Consider the following 20756-nt stretch of genomic DNA (forward strand, 5'->3'; position numbering starts at 1 on the left):
CCTGTGGGAGCGTGGCTTGCCCGCGATGGCGTCCTATCAGGCGATATATCCCTAAAGCCAAATATTTCGTCGACAAAACCCAAAACATTATTTGCTTTATTTGTATACAAAAGCATAATCCACTTCGTGCGAGTTCCTGACCAACAGGTCAACAAATTCGCAAGCACCTCAAAGGGCCGCTGCCACCCCTCTCGGATCCGGCCCTGGAAATAAAAATAAAACTCTTGAGGAGTACTCGCTGTGGAAAGCCGCAAATCCGAAGCATCGACGCTGGACCTCTCGCCGCCATTACGCAATGGCTTGCTGGAACGTCTGTTCAAACTCAGCTTGCACGGCACCACGGTGAAGACCGAGCTGATTGCCGGTCTGACAACCTTCATCACCATGGCTTACATCATTTTCGTTAACCCCAACATCATGGCCGACGCCGGGATCGATCACGGTGCCGCGTTCGTCGCCACCTGCATCGCCGCAGCCCTGGGTTGCCTGTTGATGGGCCTGTACGCCAACTGGCCGGTCGGCCTGGCACCGGGCATGGGCCTGAACGCGTTCTTCACCTACACCGTAGTCGGCACCATGGGCTACAACTGGGAAACTGCCCTCGGCGCGGTGTTCGTTTCCGGTGTATTGTTCATGATCCTGACCTTCTCGCGGATCCGCGAATGGTTGCTCAACAGCATCCCGGTCAGCCTGCGCTTCGCCATGGGCGCTGGTGTTGGCTTGTTCCTGGGGCTGATCGGTTTGAAAACCGCGGGTATCGTCGTCGATAGCCCGGCCACCCTGATCAAGCTCGGTTCCCTGCGCGAACCCGGCCCGCTGCTCGCCGCAGTGTGTTTCCTGATGATCGCCATCCTCAGCTACCACAAGGTCTTCGGCGCGATCCTCATCAGCATCATTACCGTTACCCTGGCCGGTTGGGGCCTTGGGCTGGTGCACTACGAGGGCATCATGTCGGCCCCGCCAAGCCTCTCCCCTACCTTTATGGCCATGAACGTCGCCGGCGTGTTCAACGTCAGCATGATCAGCGTGGTCCTGGCGTTCCTCTTCGTGCACATGTTCGACACCGCCGGCACCCTGATGGGCGTTGCCCAGCGCGCCAACCTGGTGGGTGCTGACGGCCGGATCGAAAACCTCTCCCGCGCCATGAAAGCCGACAGTGCTTCCAGCGTATTCGGCGCCGTGGTCGGTGTTCCGCCCGTCACCAGCTATGTTGAAAGTGCTGCCGGCGTGGCCGCTGGTGGTCGGACTGGTCTTACCGCAGTCACTGTTGGTGTGCTATTTATAGCGGCAATGTTTTTTGCACCACTGGCCGGCATGATTCCCGCCTATGCCACCGCGGGCGCACTGATTTATGTGGCAATGCTGATGATGGGCGGCATGGCCCACATCGAATGGGACGAAGCGACCGACAGCATCCCGGCAATCGTTACCGCCATCATGATGCCGTTGACCTTCTCGGTCGCCGACGGCATCGCGCTGGGCTTCATCACCTACGTGGCGTTGAAGGCCGGCACCGGCAAGTACAAGGAAATTTCCGTGAGCCTGTGGGTGCTCTGCGCGATCTTCATCGCCAAGTTCATTTTCTTGTAGGAGCGAGCTCGCGAAGGTCGTTAACGATAACGCGTACTTACCGGGTGGAATCCATAGTCGGAACGCTGCCCGGACCAAGTGCGCCACAGCAAACAGCCTCACCCCGTCGGGTGGGGCTTTTGTGCAAATGGAGGAAAGTGATGAGTCTGGAAACCTGGCTGCTGTTCAGTGGCGCTGCGCTGATAGTGATCCTGATCCCGGGGCCGCTGTCGCTGCTAATGATCAGCAACAGTCTGAATTACGGTCTGCGCCGTTCTTACCCGGCGTTTCTAGGGGGCGTGTTTGCTTCGATCTGCTTGCTCAGTGCTTCGGCGCTAGGCTTGGGCGCGTTGTTGCTCGCCTCGGAACAATTGTTCAGTGCCCTGAAGATCGTCGGCGCGCTGTACCTGTTCTACCTCGCTTGGCAGAGCTGGCAGCAGTCGCGCCAGCCCTCGGTGGGCGCTGAAGTGCCCCAGGCCGCACCCGTGCCGCGTTTCCGTGCGCTGTTCGGGCGCGCATTTGTCTTGGGGGCCAGCAATCCGAAAGATATTCTGTTTTTTGCCTCATTCCTGCCGCAGTTCCTGAGTGCCGAACAGCCGTTCCTGCCGCAGTTGCTGGTGATGATTGCCACGTGGACGGTGCTGGACCTGTTGTGCAAATTGGCCTATGGGCTGGGCGCGCAGGGCGCGGCGCGGTATTTGCGCAGTGGCAAGGGACAGAGTTGGTTTAACCGGATCAGCGCCGGGTTGTTCGGCGGTGCGGGTGCCGCGTCCTTGCTGAGTAGTCACTGAAACTTTAGACTTTTATCTGTAACGGCTGTTTGTCCTGTTCTGCCCGCCTGATGCTTTTAGTTTTCAGGGGGCAGAACTTATCCAGTACCCCGCCCCACCACATGGATCATAATGACATAGGTCCATGTATCTCCTCCTTGCGCCCTGCCAATTGCAATACTCAGCAACACCCCAGGCAGTCTTACCTTGTGCTATCTAAAATCCGCAACACGTTGTGACAACAGCATATATATGTATATCTAAAATTCCTTAACTCTTTGCCATCCTTCCGGAATGCACGCGACCTTTTTGGTTTTGTCATAACACGCGAACATCGATATTAAAAATTCGATTCAGCGTCTTTCCATATTTTTTAACATGACCTCAATCATTCCAATGTAACCAATTCGCAATTTACTCGAGGATAAAAAAATGGCTAAACCACCAAAAAAACCGCCTTCATCCGGTTTGTCTGACGATACGTCGACAACGACCCGGCCCGACTCGGAGCATACTTCTCTGCCCGGCAGCCGAGTCCCTATCGACTCACTTGATCTTCACTGGCCAATAAGCGATACACCCGGGAATCGTCCTTCCGATATTTATCCAGATAACAATCCCTCTCAAGAGCCAGCGATCATTATCACGGATCTTCCGACTGTAGTACGTTCTTTGCCTGAGTTTCCCGATGATATAAATATTTACCAACAGTCTCCAGACAACTCGCTGATGCTGCTTGGCGATTCTGGACTTTCACGCAGTAGCCAAGGATTTCTGTATGCTCGAATCGAGCATATCGGTGATGTCGCCATACAGATAAATGCCAAAGGTCAATACGAGATCGCGACAGCTTCGCCCTACGTTGTGGGATTGTCGAAAATCGACGGTAAGCCGTTGTGGCAGAAAAAAAACGACAATCCAGGTTCGAAGGAAACCGACGGGAGCGAACCTGTTGCAACCCAGGCAGCAAGCCTCGATGAACTCATTATTCCGAATAAATTCGCAAGGACACTGACAGCACCTGGTGAGGATGGGATTCGCGTACACCCTTCCGGAAGGCTGTTTGTCGATTTGTTTAATAACACAACGGTCATGGTCGTTCGAACGGAGGGAGGGAAATACCAAGCGAAGGACAGCAAGAGTCTGGACACCTATGGGCCCGTGCTTGAACGTATCGACGAAACATCGCAGTGGCAGCCTGAAGACTCCGGGCCGGGACCGAGCAAGCGACCACGCCTTGAACAGCCCGTCGATACTGCGCATGGCGCCGAACGTTCCACATCTTTCACCAGGTCCTGGGAACCGAACCCTCATTTGTGGTTGACATGGGGAAACCCGGTAGCCGAACTCACTGGATCGATCAAGGTAAATGAGCTTCATTACAAGATTTTTGATTTCGACAACGAAGTCGAATCCCGCGCGGTCATCAAGCCACCTGGGTTTGGCGATACCTTTAACGACTTCGAACGCGTATTGGCAGAGACACCGTGGCTTCAACCAGTTGTTGCCTCTCGCAATGCCGATGGTCAATGGACAGTGTCAAGTTCGCCGTTGTTTGAAAGGTCATTTAGCGAGTCTGTCGTAAATTCATTCAAAGACTTCAGTGATATCACGTCAGCGGATGTTGCCTACCAGCTGTTTGCACACAGCAGCGGGCGAAGATCCAAGCCTTCCAGCCGATCATTGCTGGAACTATCCGCCACTCTTCGACAATGGGAGAACAAGAGCACTGAAAGGCATTCCGGACCTGCCGATCCTATTCAACTACTCGCTGTGACTCGACCTGAAAACGCACCGGGGAGTGAATTATTATTCCGCTCCCCTTCTGATGGGCAAAAGTTATACCGCCTGGATTTCAATAGCGAGCACTTTGCACAACAATGGGCTGCCTATAAAACAACAGCGGACGAAGCCAGTCTCAGGCAACTGTTCCAGACATTGTTGATTCGTAACGGCTATGACGTTTTCCCCACAGCTCATCCGGAGCAAGCTGACGTATTGATGTTCAGATGCGCGGACCATATTTACCTTATGAAACTTGAGACCTCGAAAGGGCACTCCGCGCTATATGATTTTACCAGCGACCCCAATAACCCCCATCTGCTCACGAATATCGGCGCCGAAGCGCACAAGGTGCTGATTGCCGCTGATGCACGAAACGACATTAAATGGCTCAAGGGCAGCGTCAGTTCAACCGATGCAGGGGTAGTCATCAGCAGAGTACCTCGATCACAACCAGACACGAATACGGTATGGAATGGGCAGTGGCGTCCAGACGATGGAGGAAGTATCCAACCCTTCGCCTTGATTCACTCCAGACATAAAGAACAATTCAGTTTTATAGATCGCAAATGGATCAAGCAAAATAAAACTTACCCATTCTTCCCCAAGGAAAAACTGACACCCGAACAAGAAACCACACTCTTTGCTCAAACGCCCATGACAGAAAAAACTAACGCCGGCAACATCAAACAAAAAACAGAATTATTCGCTGAATACGGAATGCAGCTTGACGTACATACCTTGTCCTATTTCAAGGTACCTGGAAATGTTGCCGCGGAAGTGACAAACCTCAATGGCGGACTGATCGCAGACCTTGTCAATCAGAAATCAAATGGCGAACCTGCCATTCAGCGCATCATAGAACCGATGGCCGGGTCGGGCTATTATGGCAACTATGCCAGGGCCGTCGGATTTGAAGGAGAGATGATGATAAATGATCTTAATCCCCTGATCTCATGGACTCAAAAGGAAATAGCCCAACAACCTGATCGCGTAAAATACTACATTGAATTCATTAAAAGAGACCTCATTCGAATCGGCGAAACGAACCAGTTCCTCTTTAACAGTGAGCTGGCTATAAAATTTGCTTCCAAAGAGGATGCCAAAGCCTATATCGGGCTCGATCCAGCCCCCAAAGGCACCCCGGAGACGCTGGAAGCGAAAGCCAAGGTGAACAAATTCCGCGACGATGTTAGAGACTACTTCATTGAGGCCATGCAGGTTATTGTTGAGATAAAAGACGGAGCGGTCATTATCAGCCCTCCCCCGACCAAAGGTGCTTCAATTACCGCCAGGCTACAGGACGGCGAGCCAGCTCTTGACGCACCTGTTCACTCTGCAGATGACAGAGCATTTCTTGCCGCCATGTTTTATATGACTCAGAACAGCAACCAACGCAATAACGCCATTAATGAAATAAGGCTGCTACAAAACGGCAAACACACTTTTCATTTTCCTTCCAATCTAATGTTTTCGGAAGGGAGAACCTTAAAATTGTTTTCAGCCGGCTTGGCGAACATCGATCATCTCAATTACATCGGCCACCTTCATGAACGCGCAAAACGGCCAACTCATTTTTCGACTGGAGACGGCTGGCAGTTGTTGGATAACCTCCGTGACACGACAAGAAACCCAAGCGACCTGATTCTATTGAGTGGGCATTTTAGCCATGTCTACAATACCGAGGCTCTCTTTTTCGATAACATCAAGAGGCATGTGGTTCCTCTCAGCAATAACGGCGCCAGAATTATCATTACAAACTCTTATTCAGCCTCCAAAGAGAAGTCATTTAACGAACTCGGATTCCACACCTTCAAACGAGCAAGGGATTCGGACCACAAAGGCCACAGCATCGCCATTGCCAAAGCGGACTATCTATTGGCCATCAACGATAGCGCGATGCACGCGGCTCAGAATCTGTAAAACCACGTCCTCTCCCACCGTCATTTTGACCGTGCTCTCGTATTGCACCATGCCTGACGAAAATAAACCCGCAGTGTGAGTTAAGGCAGCTGCTTGGGAAATCAGCTGCCGACTCATATCATTCTTGCCCCCTGCTACACATATATACCGCACGCCAGTGAACTGACTTCATCAACATTCAACTACAGAAGCAAGAGCATCGTGCAATCGCACGAGTTCCATGCTGATCACGTCGCTCGTTGGCCTACTTGTCGAGGCCAGCGTTAATTCAGTATTTTTCAGAGTGAAATCAATGGCTAAGCCCCCCAAGAAAGTTCCGGTTCCTGGTTCATCCGATTTGCGCGATTCTTCAAACACCAATACCCCCGGCCGACCCGACACAACGCTGGATCATTTACCCTGGCGCCCTGGCATCTCACCGGGTCATGAGCCCGATCTGCCACTGCTCCAGCCAATCCTGGAGCACACGCCAGTACCCGACGCCCAACCTGCGGCGATTGAAATAACCGATCTCCCTGCCAGCACCCACATCAGCCGAATCACCACCGACCACCCCATCAGTCATTACTACCTGCCACCGAAAATGGTTGAAAGGCTGCCCGCACCCGACCCGCAGACCGGGTTCCGGTCGATCAGCTCCGGGCGCAAGTTTGTCGATCTCGTCGATGGCGGGACGGTACTGCTGGAGTCCGATGCGCAGGGCCATTTGCGCGCCAAACAACTTTCGGAACTGGTGCCGTCCGGACCGCGACTTGAGCGGGTGGAAGGAACGCTGGAATGGCGTCAGGTTCCGGCCGATAGCATTCGCACGGGTGATTCTGAACTGATCATTTCGCGCCACCCCGCGCAAGCTGGTGGGCAAGAAGAGGCGGGGCCGTCCAAGCGACCGCGGATACCCGAAGCCCCCGCATCCTCCGAGCCCTGGAAAAACTGGGGCATCGCCGCCCATCATGCTTCGCCCGAAGACGTCACCATCGAGGGTGTTCACTACAAGACAGTGTCGCGCGCTGACGCACCGGACCATCCGATTGTCTATATCAAGAACCCGGCACACCTGATCTACGACTTCGATCTGTTCCAGAGAACTCTCGGGCAACACGTCGAACAACAACCCCGCGGCGCGATCCAGGTCCCGCCGACCCATCACTGGACAGTCGATCCGACACTGCCTTTTGAGAGGACGCTGACCAACTACGTCGTCACTTACTTTCCCGAACTGTCAGACCTCTGCGCGCTGAACGTCGCGAGAAAACAGTTTTCCCTCGCCAACGGTTCCGACATCGCCACCGGCGCCGGGCTGACGACCCTGCGGCAAGCCCACAATGACTGGAAGACCTCGAGCATCACGCCAAGACCAGAGCTGGTCGACCCATTGCTCATGCTTTCGGTCTTACCGACGGTTCCAGGCAAAGGCACTTACCGGATAGTGGAGCTGCCTGACTCCGCCGATGAGGTATCTCTGCAACGATTGGAGTTTGATACGCAAAAATTCTTGAGGGAGTGGAAGTATTTCACCTCGACCCTGGCCGCCGGTGACTACAAACGCTTCATGAAAGGCCTGCTGACTCGCAATGGGTACACCGTGTTCGAGCCGGGCCCCGCCCATACCTTTCCAACGTTAGTGTTCACGCGGACCGGACATGACTTTGTGTTCTACATGACCCTGCATCGCATTCACGGGCGCAAAGTTCAGATCTCTCCTACCGACCAACGCCGATATGCCCCCGAGCGGCTACCGGAACTGATTGGCCTGCCGGCCCTGCGCGCAGTGCAAAATGCCGAGGCCGCCAACAAACTGATCTGGCTGAAAGGCGGAGGACAGTTCCGGGGCGATCACCCGGATTCGGTCTTTATCGTGCGAACCGACGATCCAAGGCTTTGAAAAAGTCCTTCAGGTACTCAGTTGTGTACAGCCGACAAAGCCTGGTCGGCTGTACGGCCCCCTTCGCTGCGGTGCGGCGATCACAGGGAGCCGCAGGGGTAGTCATTTCATTAGAGGACCGCGTCCAGGTCGAAAATGATGTGGACTCCAAAGCCATTGAAAGCATAAAAAAAAGCCCGCAGTGTGAGCGGGCGAAAGACCAAAGAAGCTATATGCGCAGTCGCTTCCAGGGTGCAGCAGCTGCCTGGGGGATCAGCTGCCGCGATAGGTGGAGTAGCTGTAAGGCGAAATCAGCAACGGCACGTGGTAGTGATCCTGCTCGGCGGAGATGCCGAAACGCAGCACCACGACATCCAGAAAAGCCGGCTCCGGCAGTTTGACGCCGCGGGCGCGGTAGTAATCGCCGGCATGAAACTGAACCTGATAGACCCCGGTGCAGTAGTCATCGCCTTGCAGCAGCGGTGCATCGACACGGCCATCGCTGTTGGTTATCGCGCTGGCGACCAATTCCAGCCGCGATCCTTCAACGCGGTACAACTCGACCTTGATCGAGCTGCCCGGGCAACCGTGTGCTGCGTCCAAAACGTGTGTAGTCAAACGTCCCATTGATTCTGCGCGCCTGCCTGCATGGAGCAGTCAGACTTCGCGCCTCCCGAAGTCAGATGAAAAGGAGACCGCACCGATTCGGAGCACGAAAAGCTGCGGCGAGCGACTGATTAAGACACTTTTCAAAAAAATTGTACACAATAAAAACGACATTTTTCGCATTACTCTCGCCATCTGCACATTTACCGCCGATTTACCGCCGAACCGCACGGCCTATGAACCCTTCAGCAAATTACTGACCAGTCAGGCAGATTTCTTGCAGGCTCACGCCAATAGCAGTAAAAGATGACAATCGGTGAAAAATGCGAAAATTCAGGCTTACAAATTGAATATAAAGTTGTATACAATCAGTCCATCGCTGTGACGCGAGCCTGCCATCCGATCCTCAGCTGCGTCACACCAACCGTCATCATCGAATAAGAAGGAAGCCTGCAGTGAGCGCTGACTACCCACGCGACCTGGTCGGTTACGGCAGTAACCCTCCGCACCCACACTGGCCGGGCAATGCCCGCATTGCCCTATCGTTCGTACTCAATTACGAAGAAGGTGGCGAGCGCAACATCCTGCACGGCGACAAAGAGTCTGAAGCCTTCCTCTCGGAAATGGTTTCTGCCCAGCCGCTGCAAGGCGCGCGCAACATGAGCATGGAATCCCTCTACGAGTATGGCAGCCGCGCCGGCGTGTGGCGGATCCTCAAGCTGTTCAAGGAATTCGACATCCCGCTGACCATCTTCGCCGTAGCCATGGCAGCCCAGCGTCACCCGGACGTGATCCGCGCCATGGTCGATGCTGGCCACGAGATCTGCAGCCACGGCTATCGCTGGATCGACTACCAATACATGGACGAAACCCAGGAACGCGAGCACATGCTCGAAGCGATCCGCATCCTCACCGAAATCACAGGCGAACGCCCACTGGGCTGGTACACCGGCCGCACCGGCCCGAACACCCGTCGCCTGGTGATGGAAGAAGGCGGTTTCCTCTATGACTGCGACACCTACGACGACGACCTGCCCTACTGGGAACCGAACAACCCGACCGGCAAGCCGCACCTGGTGATCCCGTACACCCTGGACACCAACGACATGCGCTTCACCCAGGTCCAGGGCTTCAACAAGGGCGACGACTTCTTCGAATACCTGAAAGACGCGTTCGACGTGCTCTACGCCGAAGGCGCCGAGGCACCGAAAATGCTGTCGATCGGCCTGCACTGCCGCCTGATCGGCCGTCCGGCGCGTCTGGCTTCGCTCAAGCGCTTTATCGAATACGCTAAAAGTCATGAACAGGTGTGGTTCAGCCGTCGCGTCGACATCGCGCGTCACTGGCAAGAAACCCACCCGTACACAGGGGCTGCCAAATGAGCACCTTTCAAACCGTAAAACCATCGACCCTGAGCCGCGACGCCTTCGTCGCCGCTTTCGCCGACATCTACGAACATTCGCCATGGGTGGCCGAAAAGGCCTACGACCTGGGCCAGGACGCTTCGATCGACGAGATCGAAACCCTGCACCAGCGCATGAGCGACATCCTGTTGAGCGCTGATCACCAAAGCCAACTGGCTTTGATCAATGCTCACCCGGACCTGGCAGGCCGTGCGGCCGTCCAGGGCCAGTTGACCGAAGCCAGCACCAATGAACAGTCTGGCGCCGGTATTCACCAATGCACGGCCGAAGAGTTCCAGCGCTTCACCGAGCTGAACGACGCCTACAAAGCCAAGTTCAAGTTTCCCTTCATCATGGCGGTAAAAGGCAGCAACCGGCATCAGATCCTCGCAGCGTTCGAAACGCGCATCCACAACGCGGTCGACACCGAATTCAAATGCGCGCTGGCGCAGATCAACAAGATCGCCCTGTTCCGATTACTGACCCTATAGCAAGCCTGGCCCAGGGATTTCATGAACGCCGAAATCAACCAGGGCCTCGCAAGCATCCCAAGCCACTTATTTAAAGGCAGACAAGAAGAATGAAAGCTTACGCCGTACCTTTCGAGAAGTTCGTCAACCTGGCCGATGCCCGCCTGGGCACCAAAATCATCTCGGTCACCGATGACTGGTTCGCAGACGCCAACCGTCTGTTCCAACCGACCCCGGCCGTATGGAAGGAGGGCGTGTTCGATGACAACGGCAAGTGGATGGACGGCTGGGAATCGCGTCGCAAGCGCTTCGAAGGCTTCGACAGTGCCGTGATCCGCCTGGGCGTGCCGGGTTCGATCAAGGGCGTCGACATCGACACTTCATTCTTCACCGGCAACTTCCCGCCTTCGGCTTCCCTGGAAGCCTGCTTCCTGGCCTCGGGCGAGCCTGATGAAAACACCCAGTGGACTGAAGTGCTGTCGGCCGTCGAGCTGCAAGGCAACAGCCACCACTACCACGAAATCAACAACGACCAGGCGTTCAGCCACCTGCGCTTCAACATCTACCCGGATGGCGGCGTGGCCCGTCTGCGCGTGTACGGCGTGCCGTTCCGCGACTGGTCGGCGATCGGCGACAACGAGCAAGTCGACCTGGCCGCCGCCCTCAACGGTGGCCGCGCCCTCGCCTGCTCCGATGAACACTTCGGCCGCATGAGCAACATCCTCAACCCGGGCCGTGGCATCAACATGGGCGACGGTTGGGAAACCGCGCGTCGCCGTACCCCGGGCAATGACTGGGTCATCGTCGCGCTGGGTCATGCCGGTGAAGTCGAGAAAGTCATCGTCGACACCCTGCACTTCAAGGGCAACTACCCGGACAGCTGCTCGATCCAGGGCGCCTTCGTGAAGGGCGGTACCGACAGCCAGATCGAAACCCAGTCGCTGTTCTGGCGCGAACTGCTGCCAAGCCAGAAGCTGGAAATGCACGCCGAACACACCTTCGCCGAGCAGATCAAGGCGCTGGGCCCGATCACCCACATCCGCCTGAACGTGTTCCCGGATGGTGGTGTGAGCCGCCTGCGTGTACTGGGCAAGGTCGCGAAGTAATGCTGAGCCTGTAGGAGCCGGCTTGCCGGCGAAGGCGTCAGTGAGGGCGCTTTCGCTGGCAAGCCAGCTCCTACAAAAAGCAGCGTCAGATCCAACAACACAGAATTCGGATAAGAACAGCATGCGCACATTGACGATTGAACCGCTGACCAAAGAAGCCTTCGCCCCTTTCGGTGACGTGATCGAAACCGACGGCCGCGATCACTTCATGATCAACAACGGTTCGACCATGCGCTTCCATAAACTGGCGACGGTGCAAACCGCTACGCCTGAGGACAACGCGATCATCAGCATCTTCCGCGCCGATGCGCAGGACATGCCGCTGATCGTCAGCATGCTGGAGCGCCATCCGCTGGGCAGCCAGGCTTTCATTCCGCTGCTCGGCAACCCCTTTCTGATCGTGGTCGCGCCAGTTGGCGATGAACCTGTATCAGGCTTGGTCCGCGCCTTCGTCACCAACGGCAGGCAGGGCATTAATTACCATCGCGGCGTCTGGCACCACCCGGTGCTGACGATCGAAAAGCGGGATGACTTCCTGGTGGTTGATCGCAGTGGCACAGGCAATAACTGCGATGAGCATTTTTTCAAAGAGGATGAGCGTTTGATCCTCGCCCCCCACCAATAAGAGAAGGTCTGATCACTCGACAACAGAGTGACAGGCGAGAGGTAAAGACTGTGGAAGCACATCTGTTGGAATGGCTGAACCTGAGCGTGCGCTGGGTTCACATGATTACTGGCGTGGCCTGGATCGGTGCGTCGTTCTATTTCGTATGGCTGGAAAACAACCTCAACCGGGTCAACCCGAAAAGCGGTCTGGCTGGCGATTTGTGGGCAATCCACGGTGGCGGTATCTACCACCTGGAAAAATACAAACTGGCGCCTCCGACCATGCCGGACAACCTGCACTGGTTCAAATGGGAAGCCTACTTCACCTGGATGTCGGGTATCGCGCTGCTGTGCGTGGTGTTCTACTCCAACCCGACGCTCTACCTGCTGGCTCCGGGCAGCACCCTGAGTGGTCCCGAGGGCGTGGCCATCGGTCTCGGCTCGCTGTTCATTGGCTGGTTCATCTACTCCTTCCTGTGCGACTCGGCCCTGGGTAAACGCCCTGCCCTGCTAGGCTTCATCCTGTTCGTCCTGATCATCGGCGCGGCCTACGGCTTCAGCAAGGTGTTCAGCGGTCGGGGTGCGTACCTGCACGTTGGCGCGATCATCGGCACCATCATGGTCGGCAACGTGTTCCGCATCATCATGCCGGCGCAACGCGCACTGGTGGCGGCGATCGCCGAGAACCGCACGCCGGATCCGGCGCTGCCAGCCAAAGGTCTGCTGCGTTCGCGTCACAACAACTACTTCACCTTGCCAGTGCTGTTCATCATGATCAGCAACCACTTCCCGAGCACCTACGGCAGCCAGTACAACTGGTTGATCCTGGCCGGGATCGCGGTACTGGCGGTGTTGGTGCGTCACTACTTCAACACCCGTCACGACAGCCACAAATTTGCCTGGACTCTTCCAGTCGCAGCCGTCGGCATGATCAGCCTGGCTTACGTCACCGGCCCTGCGCCGCTGAACAGCCCGGAAGTGGCCAAGGCGCCAGCCAGGATCGAATACCAGCCGCTGCCGGAAACAGCAGTGGGCGGTGGTTTGAAACCGGCTGAAACCAAACCTGCAGAAACGCCAGCCGCCGCACCGGCGCAAGCGTCCAACACAGGCCCTGGCTTTGACAAAGTGCACAGCGTGATTCAGGAACGTTGCGCGGTTTGCCATTCGGCCAAGCCGACCAGCCCGCTGTTCAGTGCAGCCCCTGCCGGTGTGATGTTCGACACCCCCGAGCAGATCCGCCAGAACGCACCGCGGATTCAGGCGCAAGCCGTCACCAGCCAGATCATGCCACTGGGCAACATCACCCAGATGACCCAGCAGGAACGTGACCTGATCGGTGCCTGGATTGTGCAGGGAGCCCAGACCAATTAATCGTTGAAAAGCATCGCCAGCAAGCCGGCTCCTACGGATTTATGTCGTTCACAAATGATGCGACCGACCCAAAACCTGTAGGAGCCGGCTTGCTGGCGATCAACCGCGCAGCGGTTGCCTGATACGAAAAATCACAAGAATAAAAAAGATCCGAGGTGTTGCATGTCCGAGCTATCCACAGCACGCATCCCCGACGCACCCGCCATTCAGCGTTTGCCCCTTTTGCAACTGATCCTGGTCGGTTTGCAACATGTTCTGCTGATGTACGGTGGTGCCATCGCGGTACCGCTGATCATCGGACAGGCCGCTGGCCTGAGTCGTGAAGAAATCGCCTTCCTGATCAACGCCGACCTGCTGGTGGCAGGCATCGCCACCATCGTCCAGTCCCTCGGCATCGGCCCCATGGGCATTCGCATGCCGGTAATGATGGGCGCCAGTTTCGCCGCCGTCGGCAGCATGGTCGCCATGGCCGGCATGCCCGGCATCGGTCTGCAAGGGATCTTCGGCGCGACCATCGCCGCCGGATTCTTCGGCATGCTCATTGCCCCGTTCATGTCCAAGGTCGTGCGCTTCTTCCCGCCGCTGGTGACCGGCACGGTCATCACCTCGATCGGCTTGTCGCTGTTCCCCGTGGCCGTGAACTGGGCCGGCGGCGGTGCCGGCGCCGTTCAATTCGGTTCGCCGATCTACCTGACCATCGCCGCGCTGGTGCTGGGCACCATCTTGCTGGTGCACCGCTTCATGCGTGGCTTCTGGGTCAATATTTCCGTGCTGATCGGCATGTGCCTGGGCTACGTGCTCTGCGGCCTGCTGGGCATGGTCGACCTCAGTGGCATGGCTCAGGCGCCATGGCTGCAATTCGTCACCCCGCTGCACTTCGGCATGCCGAAATTCGAACTCGCGCCGATCCTGTCGATGTGCCTGGTAGTGGTGATCATTTTCGTCGAGTCCACCGGGATGTTTCTTGCACTGGGCAAGATCACCGGCCAGGAAGTCTGCCCACGGATGCTGCGTCGCGGCTTGCTGTGCGATGCCGGCGCTTCGTTTTTCGCCGGCTTCTTCAACACCTTCACCCACTCCTCCTTCGCCCAGAACATCGGCCTGGTGCAGATGACCGGCGTGCGCTGCCGCTCGGTGACCATCGTTGCCGGCGGGTTGCTGATCGTCCTGAGCCTGCTGCCCAAAGCCGCGTTCCTGGTGGCCTCGATTCCTCCGGCAGTACTGGGCGGCGCAGCGATTGCGATGTTCGGCATGGTCGCCGCTACCGGGATCAAGATTCTCCAGGAAGCCGACATCGGTGACCGTCGCAACCAGTTGCTGGTGGCGGTGAGCATCGGCATGGGTCTGATCCCGGTCGTACGTCCGGAGTTTTTCGCCCACCTGCCCGTGTGGATGAGCCCCATCACCCACAGCGGCATCGCCATGGCCACCCTCAGCGCGCTGACGCTGAACCTGCTGTTCAACATCCTGGGTGGCGCCGAACGCGCGGCCATCAACGACTGTCAGGCTCAAACGCATTAACACCAGAAACACGAACCCTGTAGGAGCAAGCTCGCTCCTACAGTGGGCAGGGGTTGCCTGCGCCTCAAAAATAAAAACAAGAGGGAGCAACAGATGATTCGCAGAGACAAACACCGGGTCGAAAACAGCTCGAACCTGGATACCCATCAAAACACCACCAGCCTGCTGGTGAAGGTGCATTTCTGATGCTGCCCCGCAACCGTGCCCCAAACCTGTCGTCGGTGCGCCGTTGCGGAGCACTTGAGACCTGGCCGAGGAGTCAGTATTCTCCGCGGCCGCCCAAATCCGGTTTAAAAAAAAGCCTGGATGTAAAACCTGACCAAAAAGCCAACTTATCCCGGCCCTGGCAGGCACCAAGGCACTCCAAAATCCCTCTCAATCGACCGCTCTTGAGCCGCCGAACGGGAGTTTTTTGGCTTTTTGAAAGCCTTGGCTCAGCTCTTGCTAACAGCACTAAAGCTGACCGAATGGATGATTTTTTACCGCTACAGAAACAGGCGCCACACCAGAGCGCCGACCTTAAAAAAATAACGTGGAACCACCTACTTTTTGGGAGCAACCGAATGAAACGTACGTGCACTAGCCTGATGCTGGCGGGATCATTGCTGGCCGGGGGTCAGGCCATGGCCGGCGACTTGCTGCAATGGCAGAACAACAGCCTGAGCTATCTCTATGGCAAGGACTTCCAGGTCAACCCGCGCATCCAGCAGACGGTGACCTTTGAACACGCTGATGGTTGGAAATACGGCGACAACTTCTTCTTCATCGACAAGATCTTCTACAACGGCAAGGAAGACGCCTTCGCGGGCAAGAACAGCCACTACGGCGAGCTCAGCCCGCGCCTGTCGTTCAACAAGATCTTCGACCAGAAGTTCGAATTTGGCCCGATCAAGGACGTGCTGCTGGCCATGACCTACGAGTTCGGTGAAGACGATACCGAGTCCTACCTGATCGGCCCTGGCTTCGATCTGGCCATCCCGGGCTTCGATTACTTCCAGTTGAACTTCTACAACCGCCACACCGAAGGCGACCGCCCGGGCGACAACATCTGGCAGGTCACGCCGGTCTGGTCCTACACCATCCCGGTGGGTGGTTCGGACGTGCTGATCGACGGTTTCATGGATTGGGTCGTCGACAACGACGTGAACAAAAAAGGCGAATACCACGCCAACCTGCACTTCAATCCGCAGGTCAAATATGACCTGGGCAAGGCGTTGAATCTGGGTGCCAAGCAGCTGTACGTCGGTGTCGAGTACGACTACTGGAAAAACAAGTACGGGATTGAAGACAGCCAGGGCTTCAAGACTGATCAGAGCGTGACCAGCTTCCTGGTCAAGGTTCACTTCTGATCATGTAGGAGCGAGCTTGCTCGCGATGGACTAGAGAGCGCCACGGGGTGTCAGGCTCCCAGCGTCATCGTTAACGTCCATCGCGAGCTTGCTCGCTCCTACATCAACCCCAGAAACCGGCACAACTCCCCCCGCTTGGCCAATGCATCCCGTCGCCCCAGTTCGATCAATTCGCTGCAATACCCCGCCTCGAACAACAGATAGCTCAGCACCCCTGCCCCGCTGGTCTTGGTCGCGCCCGGGCCTCGCAGGAACAGGCGCAATGCCGGCGGCAACTCCTGGCGATGTCGCGCGGCAATCTCGTCGATTGGCTGGCTTGGTGAAATCACCAGTACGTCCACTGGCGCCACGCCCAATGCGCGGGTCGGCGTGCCGTCGGGCATCAGGTGACTGAACTGATTCAGGCGCTGCAACAACTCGATGTCGCTTTCCAGGCTGTCAATGAACGTACTGTTGAGCATGTGCCCGCCAATCTGCGCCAGGGTCGGCTGCTGACCGGTGTAGCTGCGCTGCAAGGGTTGTTGCGGGTCGACGCCGCGGGGGTTGCCGCTGACACCCACCACCAGCACCCGACTGGCGCCCAGATGCAGCGCCGGACTGATCGGCGCCGACTGACGCACCGCGCCATCACCGAAATACTCTTCGCCGATTTTCACCGGTGCGAACAGCAACGGAATGGCCGAACTGGCGAGTAGATGTTCCACGGACAGTTGGGTGGGAACGCCGATGCGTCGATGGCGCAACCAGGCATCGATCTTGCCGCCGCCCTGATAGAAGGTGACGGCCTGGCCGGACTCATAGCCGAAGGCGGTGACTGCCACTGCATGCAATTGTTGCTGTGCGATCGCTTCGGCGATGCCGCCCATATACAGCTTGTCGTTGAGCAAGTCCCGCAGCGGAGAACTGTTGAGCAGCGCCACCGGCATGTGCTTACCGATACCGAGCAAGCTGTGGCTGACAAAGCGGCTGGCCTGGCGGATTACCCCGGGCCAGTCACTGCGCAACACCAGATGACTGCGAAAGCCCTGCCAGAAGGCCGTCAGGCGTTCGATGGCGTTACGAAAGTCCATTGCCCCGCTGGCGAGGCTGACTGCGTTGATCGCGCCGGCCGAGGTGCCGACGATCACCGGAAACGGGTTGCTCGCCCCCGGTGGCAGCAATTCGGCAATCGCCGCCAGCACTCCGACCTGATAGGCCGCCCGAGCCCCGCCACCGGAAAGAATCAACCCTGTAACCGGTTCGCCTGGACTCATGCACAACTCTCCATGGTGCTTGATGGGATTTCGTTGTTTCGACCTATTCCCTTGTAGGAGCGGGATTCAACCACGTTTGGCGTACAGCTTCGGCTCGCCCGGTGGACGGCTCTTGAAGCGACGATGAGCCCACAGGTATTGCTCGGGATGCTCCCGCAGAACGCTTTCGATCCATTGGTTGATGCGGATGCAATCGTCTTCTTCGGTTTCGCCGGGGAAGCCTTCGAGCGGCGCATGGATCACCAGGCGATATCCGCCGCCGTCCGCCAGACGCTCCTGGGTGAACGGCACCACCAGCGCCTTGCCCAGCCGCGCAAACTTGCTGGTGGCGGTGACGGTCGCGGCCTGAACGCCGAACAGTGGCACAAAAATACTTTGCTTGGCGCCGTAGTCCTGATCCGGTGCGTACCAGATCGCCCGGCCCGAGCGCAGCAGCTTGAGCATGCCGCGCACGTCATCGCGCTCCACCGCCAGCGAGTCGAGGTTGTGCCGCTCGCGGCCCTGGCGCTGGATATAGTCGAACAGCGGATTCTTGTGCTCGCGGTACATGCCGTCGATGGTGTGCTGTTGGCCGAGCAGCGCGGCACCGATTTCCAGCGTCGTGAAGTGCAGTGCCATCAGGATCACGCCCTTGCCTTCGCGCTGAGCCTTTTGCAAATGCTCCAGCCCTTCGACATGAGCCAGGTTTGCCAGGCGCTTGCGCGACCACCACCAGCTCATCGCCATCTCAAAAAAAGCGATGCCGGTGGAGGCGAAGTTCTCCTTGAGCAGGCGCTTGCGTTCGGCGGCGGTTTTTTCAGGAAAACACAGTTCCAGGTTGCGCTTGGCAATGCGCCGTCTGTCGCCGGCCACGCGATACATCAATGCACCCAGAGCACGGCCGATCCACAGCAGCGCCGGATATGGCAACTGGACGATCAGCCACAACAGCCCCAGGCCACACCACAGCGGCCAGAAACGTGGAGATAGAAATGCTTTTCGAAAACGCGGGCGGTCCATTAATGCTTCCGGAATGACAATGGCCGCGCATTCTACATCGTTCGACCCGGCTTGCGGCCCGCGGGCGTTCTCGTTATAAGTCTCGGCACTTTTAGTGACAAGTCGTTGTATGCCGACCATGAGCCAAACCGAACCGCTAGACCAAGATCCCGTGTTCCAGTTGAAGGGCAGCATGCTGGCCATTACGGTRCTGGAACTGGCCCGTAACGACCTCGAAAGCCTTGATCGGCAACTGGCCGCCAAGGTCGCCCAGGCGCCCAACTTCTTCAGCAACGCGCCGCTGGTACTGGCCCTGGACAAACTCCCTGCCAACGAAGGCGCGGTCGATCTGCCAGGGCTGATGCGCGTCTGCCGCCAGCATGGCCTGCGTACCCTGGCGATCCGCGCCAGCCGCATCGAAGACATTGCCGCCGCCATCGCGGTGGATTTGCCAGTACTGCCACCGTCCGGTGCCCGGGAGCGTCCACTGGACCTGACCGAAGGCGAACCGAAGAAAAAACCGGAAAAACCGCCTGAACCGACCATCAAACCGACGAAAATCATCACCTCGCCAGTACGTGGTGGCCAGCAGATTTATGCCCAGGGCAGCGATCTGGTGGTGATCTCCTCGGTCAGCCCGGGGGCGGAACTTCTCGCCGATGGCAACATCCATGTATACGGCCCGATGCGGGGTCGTGTGTTGGCCGGCGTCAAGGGCGACACCAAGGCACGGATTTTCTGTCAGCAAATGAGTGCTGAACTGATTTCCATCGCCGGACATTACAAGGTTTCCGAAGATCTGCGCCGCGACCCGCTATGGGGTTCGGGTGTGCAGGTCAGCCTGTCCGGCGACGTGTTGAACATCATTCGGCTTTAACGGATACTGCCGCATTTTCCAAGCATCTCTAAAACGTAGCGAAAACGGCTCAAACGAAGTAGGAAAAAGGCCGAAAGCAGTGTTTACCGGGGGTAAACGCCGCTCAAAACCGGATTCCAGCCAAGGCTGTCCGACTGCAGTAGTTTTTCAGGAGATGTTTTTCAGGGACTGAAAAGTCCTTCTTCCTTAGGGGTGAAACACCTTGGCCAAGATTCTCGTGGTTACATCCGGCAAGGGTGGTGTGGGTAAGACCACCACCAGCGCCGCTATCGGTACCGGCCTCGCTCTGCGCGGCCACAAAACAGTGATCGTCGACTTCGACGTGGGCTTGCGTAACCTCGACCTGATCATGGGTTGCGAGCGCCGCGTGGTGTATGACTTCGTCAACGTGGTCAACGGCGAAGCCAACCTGCAACAGGCCCTGATCAAAGACAAGCGCCTGGAAAACCTCTACGTGCTGGCCGCCAGCCAGACCCGCGACAAAGACGCGTTGACCGTCGAAGGCGTGGAAAAAGTCCTGATGCAACTCAAGGAAGACTTTGAGTTCGTGGTCTGCGACTCCCCGGCGGGCATCGAGAAAGGCGCCCACCTGGCCATGTACTTCGCCGATGAAGCGATCGTCGTGACCAACCCGGAAGTCTCCTCGGTACGAGATTCGGACCGCATGCTCGGCCTGCTGGCCAGCAAGTCCCGTCGCGCCGAACGCGGCGAAGACCCGATCAAGGAACACCTGCTGATTACCCGTTATCACCCGGAACGTGTGAGCAAAGGCGAAATGCTTGGCGTAGAAGACGTCAAGGAAATCCTTTCGGTGACCCTGCTCGGCGTGATCCCTGAATCCCAGGCGGTGCTCAAGGCATCCAACCAGGGCGTTCCGGTGATTCTCGACGACCAGAGCGATGCCGGCCAGGCCTACAGCGATACCGTTGACCGCCTGCTGGGCAAGACCGTGGATCATCGATTCCTTGATGTACAGAAGAAGGGATTCTTCGAGCGCCTGTTTGGAGGCAACTAAGCAATGAACCTTTTTGACTTCTTTCGTGCCAACAAAAAGCAAAGCACCGCGTCGGTAGCGAAAGAGCGTCTACAGATCATCGTGGCGCACGAACGCGGCCAACGCAGCACCCCGGACTACCTGCCGGCCTTGCAGAAGGAACTGGTCGAGGTGATCCGCAAGTACGTCAATATCGGGTCCGATGACGTGCATGTCGCACTGGAAAGCCAGGGCAGCTGCTCGATTCTGGAACTCAACATCACCCTGCCTGATCGCTGAGTCGATCCGGCTGGAGCCGCGGCGGCTCAGGTCCCTTC

General features: G+C 57.2%; 16 protein-coding genes and 1 pseudogene. 14 read left to right on the forward strand and 3 right to left on the reverse strand.

All coding sequences use genetic code 11. The features are described 5' to 3' along the window. The first annotated feature begins 240 nt into the window (after positions 1–240). From AC1DRN_RS15400 to AC1DRN_RS15415, 4 genes are all read left to right on the forward strand, one after another. Entirely contained in the window at positions 241–1590 is a 1350-nt protein-coding gene (locus AC1DRN_RS15400) for an NCS2 family permease (RefSeq protein WP_223462184.1), read from the forward strand. A 140-nt stretch (positions 1591–1730) separates the two neighbouring features. After that, the gene (locus AC1DRN_RS15405; protein ID WP_223462183.1) at positions 1731–2360 is read left to right on the forward strand and encodes a LysE family translocator; all 630 of its coding nucleotides are present in this window, start codon (positions 1731–1733) and stop codon (positions 2358–2360) included. Positions 2361–2771: 411 nt separating this feature from the next. Beyond that, entirely contained in the window at positions 2772–6044 is a 3273-nt protein-coding gene (locus tag AC1DRN_RS15410; RefSeq protein ID WP_223462182.1) for a hypothetical protein, read from the forward strand. A 220-nt stretch (positions 6045–6264) separates the two neighbouring features. After that, a complete protein-coding gene (locus AC1DRN_RS15415) occupies positions 6265–7926 on the forward strand; it encodes a hypothetical protein (protein ID WP_223462181.1) in 1662 nt (553 codons plus the stop codon). Positions 7927–8178: 252 nt separating this feature from the next. On the opposite strand, the gene uraH is transcribed toward AC1DRN_RS15415, so the two are convergent. Beyond that, the gene (uraH, locus tag AC1DRN_RS15420) at positions 8179–8532 is read right to left on the reverse strand and encodes a hydroxyisourate hydrolase (protein ID WP_223462180.1); all 354 of its coding nucleotides are present in this window, start codon (positions 8530–8532) and stop codon (positions 8179–8181) included. Between the two features lie 434 nt (positions 8533–8966). Between uraH and puuE the strand changes: the two genes are divergently transcribed. From puuE to AC1DRN_RS15455, 7 genes and pseudogenes are all read left to right on the forward strand, one after another. Continuing rightward, the gene (gene puuE, locus AC1DRN_RS15425) at positions 8967–9893 is read left to right on the forward strand and encodes an allantoinase PuuE (protein WP_056721809.1); all 927 of its coding nucleotides are present in this window, start codon (positions 8967–8969) and stop codon (positions 9891–9893) included. Then, positions 9890–10405: a 2-oxo-4-hydroxy-4-carboxy-5-ureidoimidazoline decarboxylase gene (uraD, locus tag AC1DRN_RS15430; protein WP_223462179.1), complete on the forward strand. Its 516-nt coding sequence runs from the start codon at positions 9890–9892 to the stop codon at positions 10403–10405. Before puuE ends, uraD begins: the two co-directional genes overlap by 4 nt. 89 nt (positions 10406–10494) lie before the next feature. Beyond that, positions 10495–11490 carry an allantoicase gene (gene alc, locus AC1DRN_RS15435; RefSeq protein ID WP_007988149.1) on the forward strand — a complete coding sequence of 332 codons (996 nt, stop codon included), beginning with the start codon at positions 10495–10497 and terminating at the stop codon, positions 11488–11490. A gap of 121 nt (positions 11491–11611) precedes the next feature. Further along, positions 11612–12115 (forward strand): ureidoglycolate lyase, encoded by a 504-nt coding sequence (locus AC1DRN_RS15440; RefSeq protein WP_223462225.1) that lies wholly within the window; start codon positions 11612–11614, stop codon positions 12113–12115. Between the two features lie 50 nt (positions 12116–12165). Then, on the forward strand, positions 12166–13467 hold the full coding sequence (locus tag AC1DRN_RS15445; protein WP_223462178.1) for a urate hydroxylase PuuD: 1302 nt from the start codon (positions 12166–12168) through the stop codon (positions 13465–13467). Between the two features lie 162 nt (positions 13468–13629). Further along, a pseudogene (locus AC1DRN_RS15450) lies at positions 13630–15011 on the forward strand (nucleobase:cation symporter-2 family protein). A gap of 540 nt (positions 15012–15551) precedes the next feature. Then, positions 15552–16337 carry an outer membrane protein OmpK gene (locus AC1DRN_RS15455; RefSeq protein WP_046037576.1) on the forward strand — a complete coding sequence of 262 codons (786 nt, stop codon included), beginning with the start codon at positions 15552–15554 and terminating at the stop codon, positions 16335–16337. A 98-nt stretch (positions 16338–16435) separates the two neighbouring features. Here AC1DRN_RS15455 and AC1DRN_RS15460 read toward each other — a convergent pair whose 3' ends face one another. Beyond that, entirely contained in the window at positions 16436–17590 is a 1155-nt protein-coding gene (locus tag AC1DRN_RS15460; protein WP_223462176.1) for a patatin-like phospholipase family protein, read from the reverse strand. A 66-nt stretch (positions 17591–17656) separates the two neighbouring features. Then, positions 17657–18589, reverse strand: coding sequence for a lipid A biosynthesis lauroyl acyltransferase (locus tag AC1DRN_RS15465; RefSeq protein ID WP_223462175.1), 933 nt, complete (start codon positions 18587–18589; stop codon positions 17657–17659). 118 nt (positions 18590–18707) lie between these two features. Between AC1DRN_RS15465 and minC the strand changes: the two genes are divergently transcribed. The 3 genes from minC (at position 18708) to minE (ending at position 20718) form a co-directional block, all read left to right on the forward strand. Further along, positions 18708–19445: a septum site-determining protein MinC gene (gene minC, locus AC1DRN_RS15470; RefSeq protein WP_007974945.1), complete on the forward strand. Its 738-nt coding sequence runs from the start codon at positions 18708–18710 to the stop codon at positions 19443–19445. A 202-nt stretch (positions 19446–19647) separates the two neighbouring features. Next, entirely contained in the window at positions 19648–20460 is an 813-nt protein-coding gene (gene minD / locus AC1DRN_RS15475; RefSeq protein WP_007974946.1) for a septum site-determining protein MinD, read from the forward strand. Positions 20461–20463: 3 nt separating this feature from the next. Next, positions 20464–20718, forward strand: a complete 255-nt coding sequence (gene minE, locus AC1DRN_RS15480; protein ID WP_007974947.1) for a cell division topological specificity factor MinE — start codon at positions 20464–20466, stop codon at positions 20716–20718. Positions 20719–20756: the final 38 nt, after the last annotated feature.

The organism is Pseudomonas sp. P5_B3, from assembly GCF_056400405.1.

Bases quoted from the DNA above. Each gene is read 5' to 3' on its own strand.
- AC1DRN_RS15405 (WP_223462183.1), top strand. From the start codon at position 1,731: ATGAGTCTGGAAACCTGGCTGCTGTTCAGTGGCGCTGCGCTGATAGTG.
- AC1DRN_RS15410 (WP_223462182.1), top strand. From the start codon at position 2,772: ATGGCTAAACCACCAAAAAAACCGCCTTCATCCGGTTTGTCTGACGAT.
- AC1DRN_RS15415 (WP_223462181.1), top strand. From the start codon at position 6,265: ATGCTGATCACGTCGCTCGTTGGCCTACTTGTCGAGGCCAGCGTTAAT.
- uraH (WP_223462180.1), bottom strand. From the start codon at position 8,532: ATGGGACGTTTGACTACACACGTTTTGGACGCAGCACACGGTTGCCCG.
- uraD (WP_223462179.1), top strand. From the start codon at position 9,890: ATGAGCACCTTTCAAACCGTAAAACCATCGACCCTGAGCCGCGACGCC.
- alc (WP_007988149.1), top strand. From the start codon at position 10,495: ATGAAAGCTTACGCCGTACCTTTCGAGAAGTTCGTCAACCTGGCCGAT.
- AC1DRN_RS15440 (WP_223462225.1), top strand. From the start codon at position 11,612: ATGCGCACATTGACGATTGAACCGCTGACCAAAGAAGCCTTCGCCCCT.
- AC1DRN_RS15455 (WP_046037576.1), top strand. From the start codon at position 15,552: ATGAAACGTACGTGCACTAGCCTGATGCTGGCGGGATCATTGCTGGCC.
- AC1DRN_RS15460 (WP_223462176.1), bottom strand. From the start codon at position 17,590: ATGAGTCCAGGCGAACCGGTTACAGGGTTGATTCTTTCCGGTGGCGGG.
- AC1DRN_RS15465 (WP_223462175.1), bottom strand. From the start codon at position 18,589: ATGGACCGCCCGCGTTTTCGAAAAGCATTTCTATCTCCACGTTTCTGG.
- minE (WP_007974947.1), top strand. From the start codon at position 20,464: ATGAACCTTTTTGACTTCTTTCGTGCCAACAAAAAGCAAAGCACCGCG.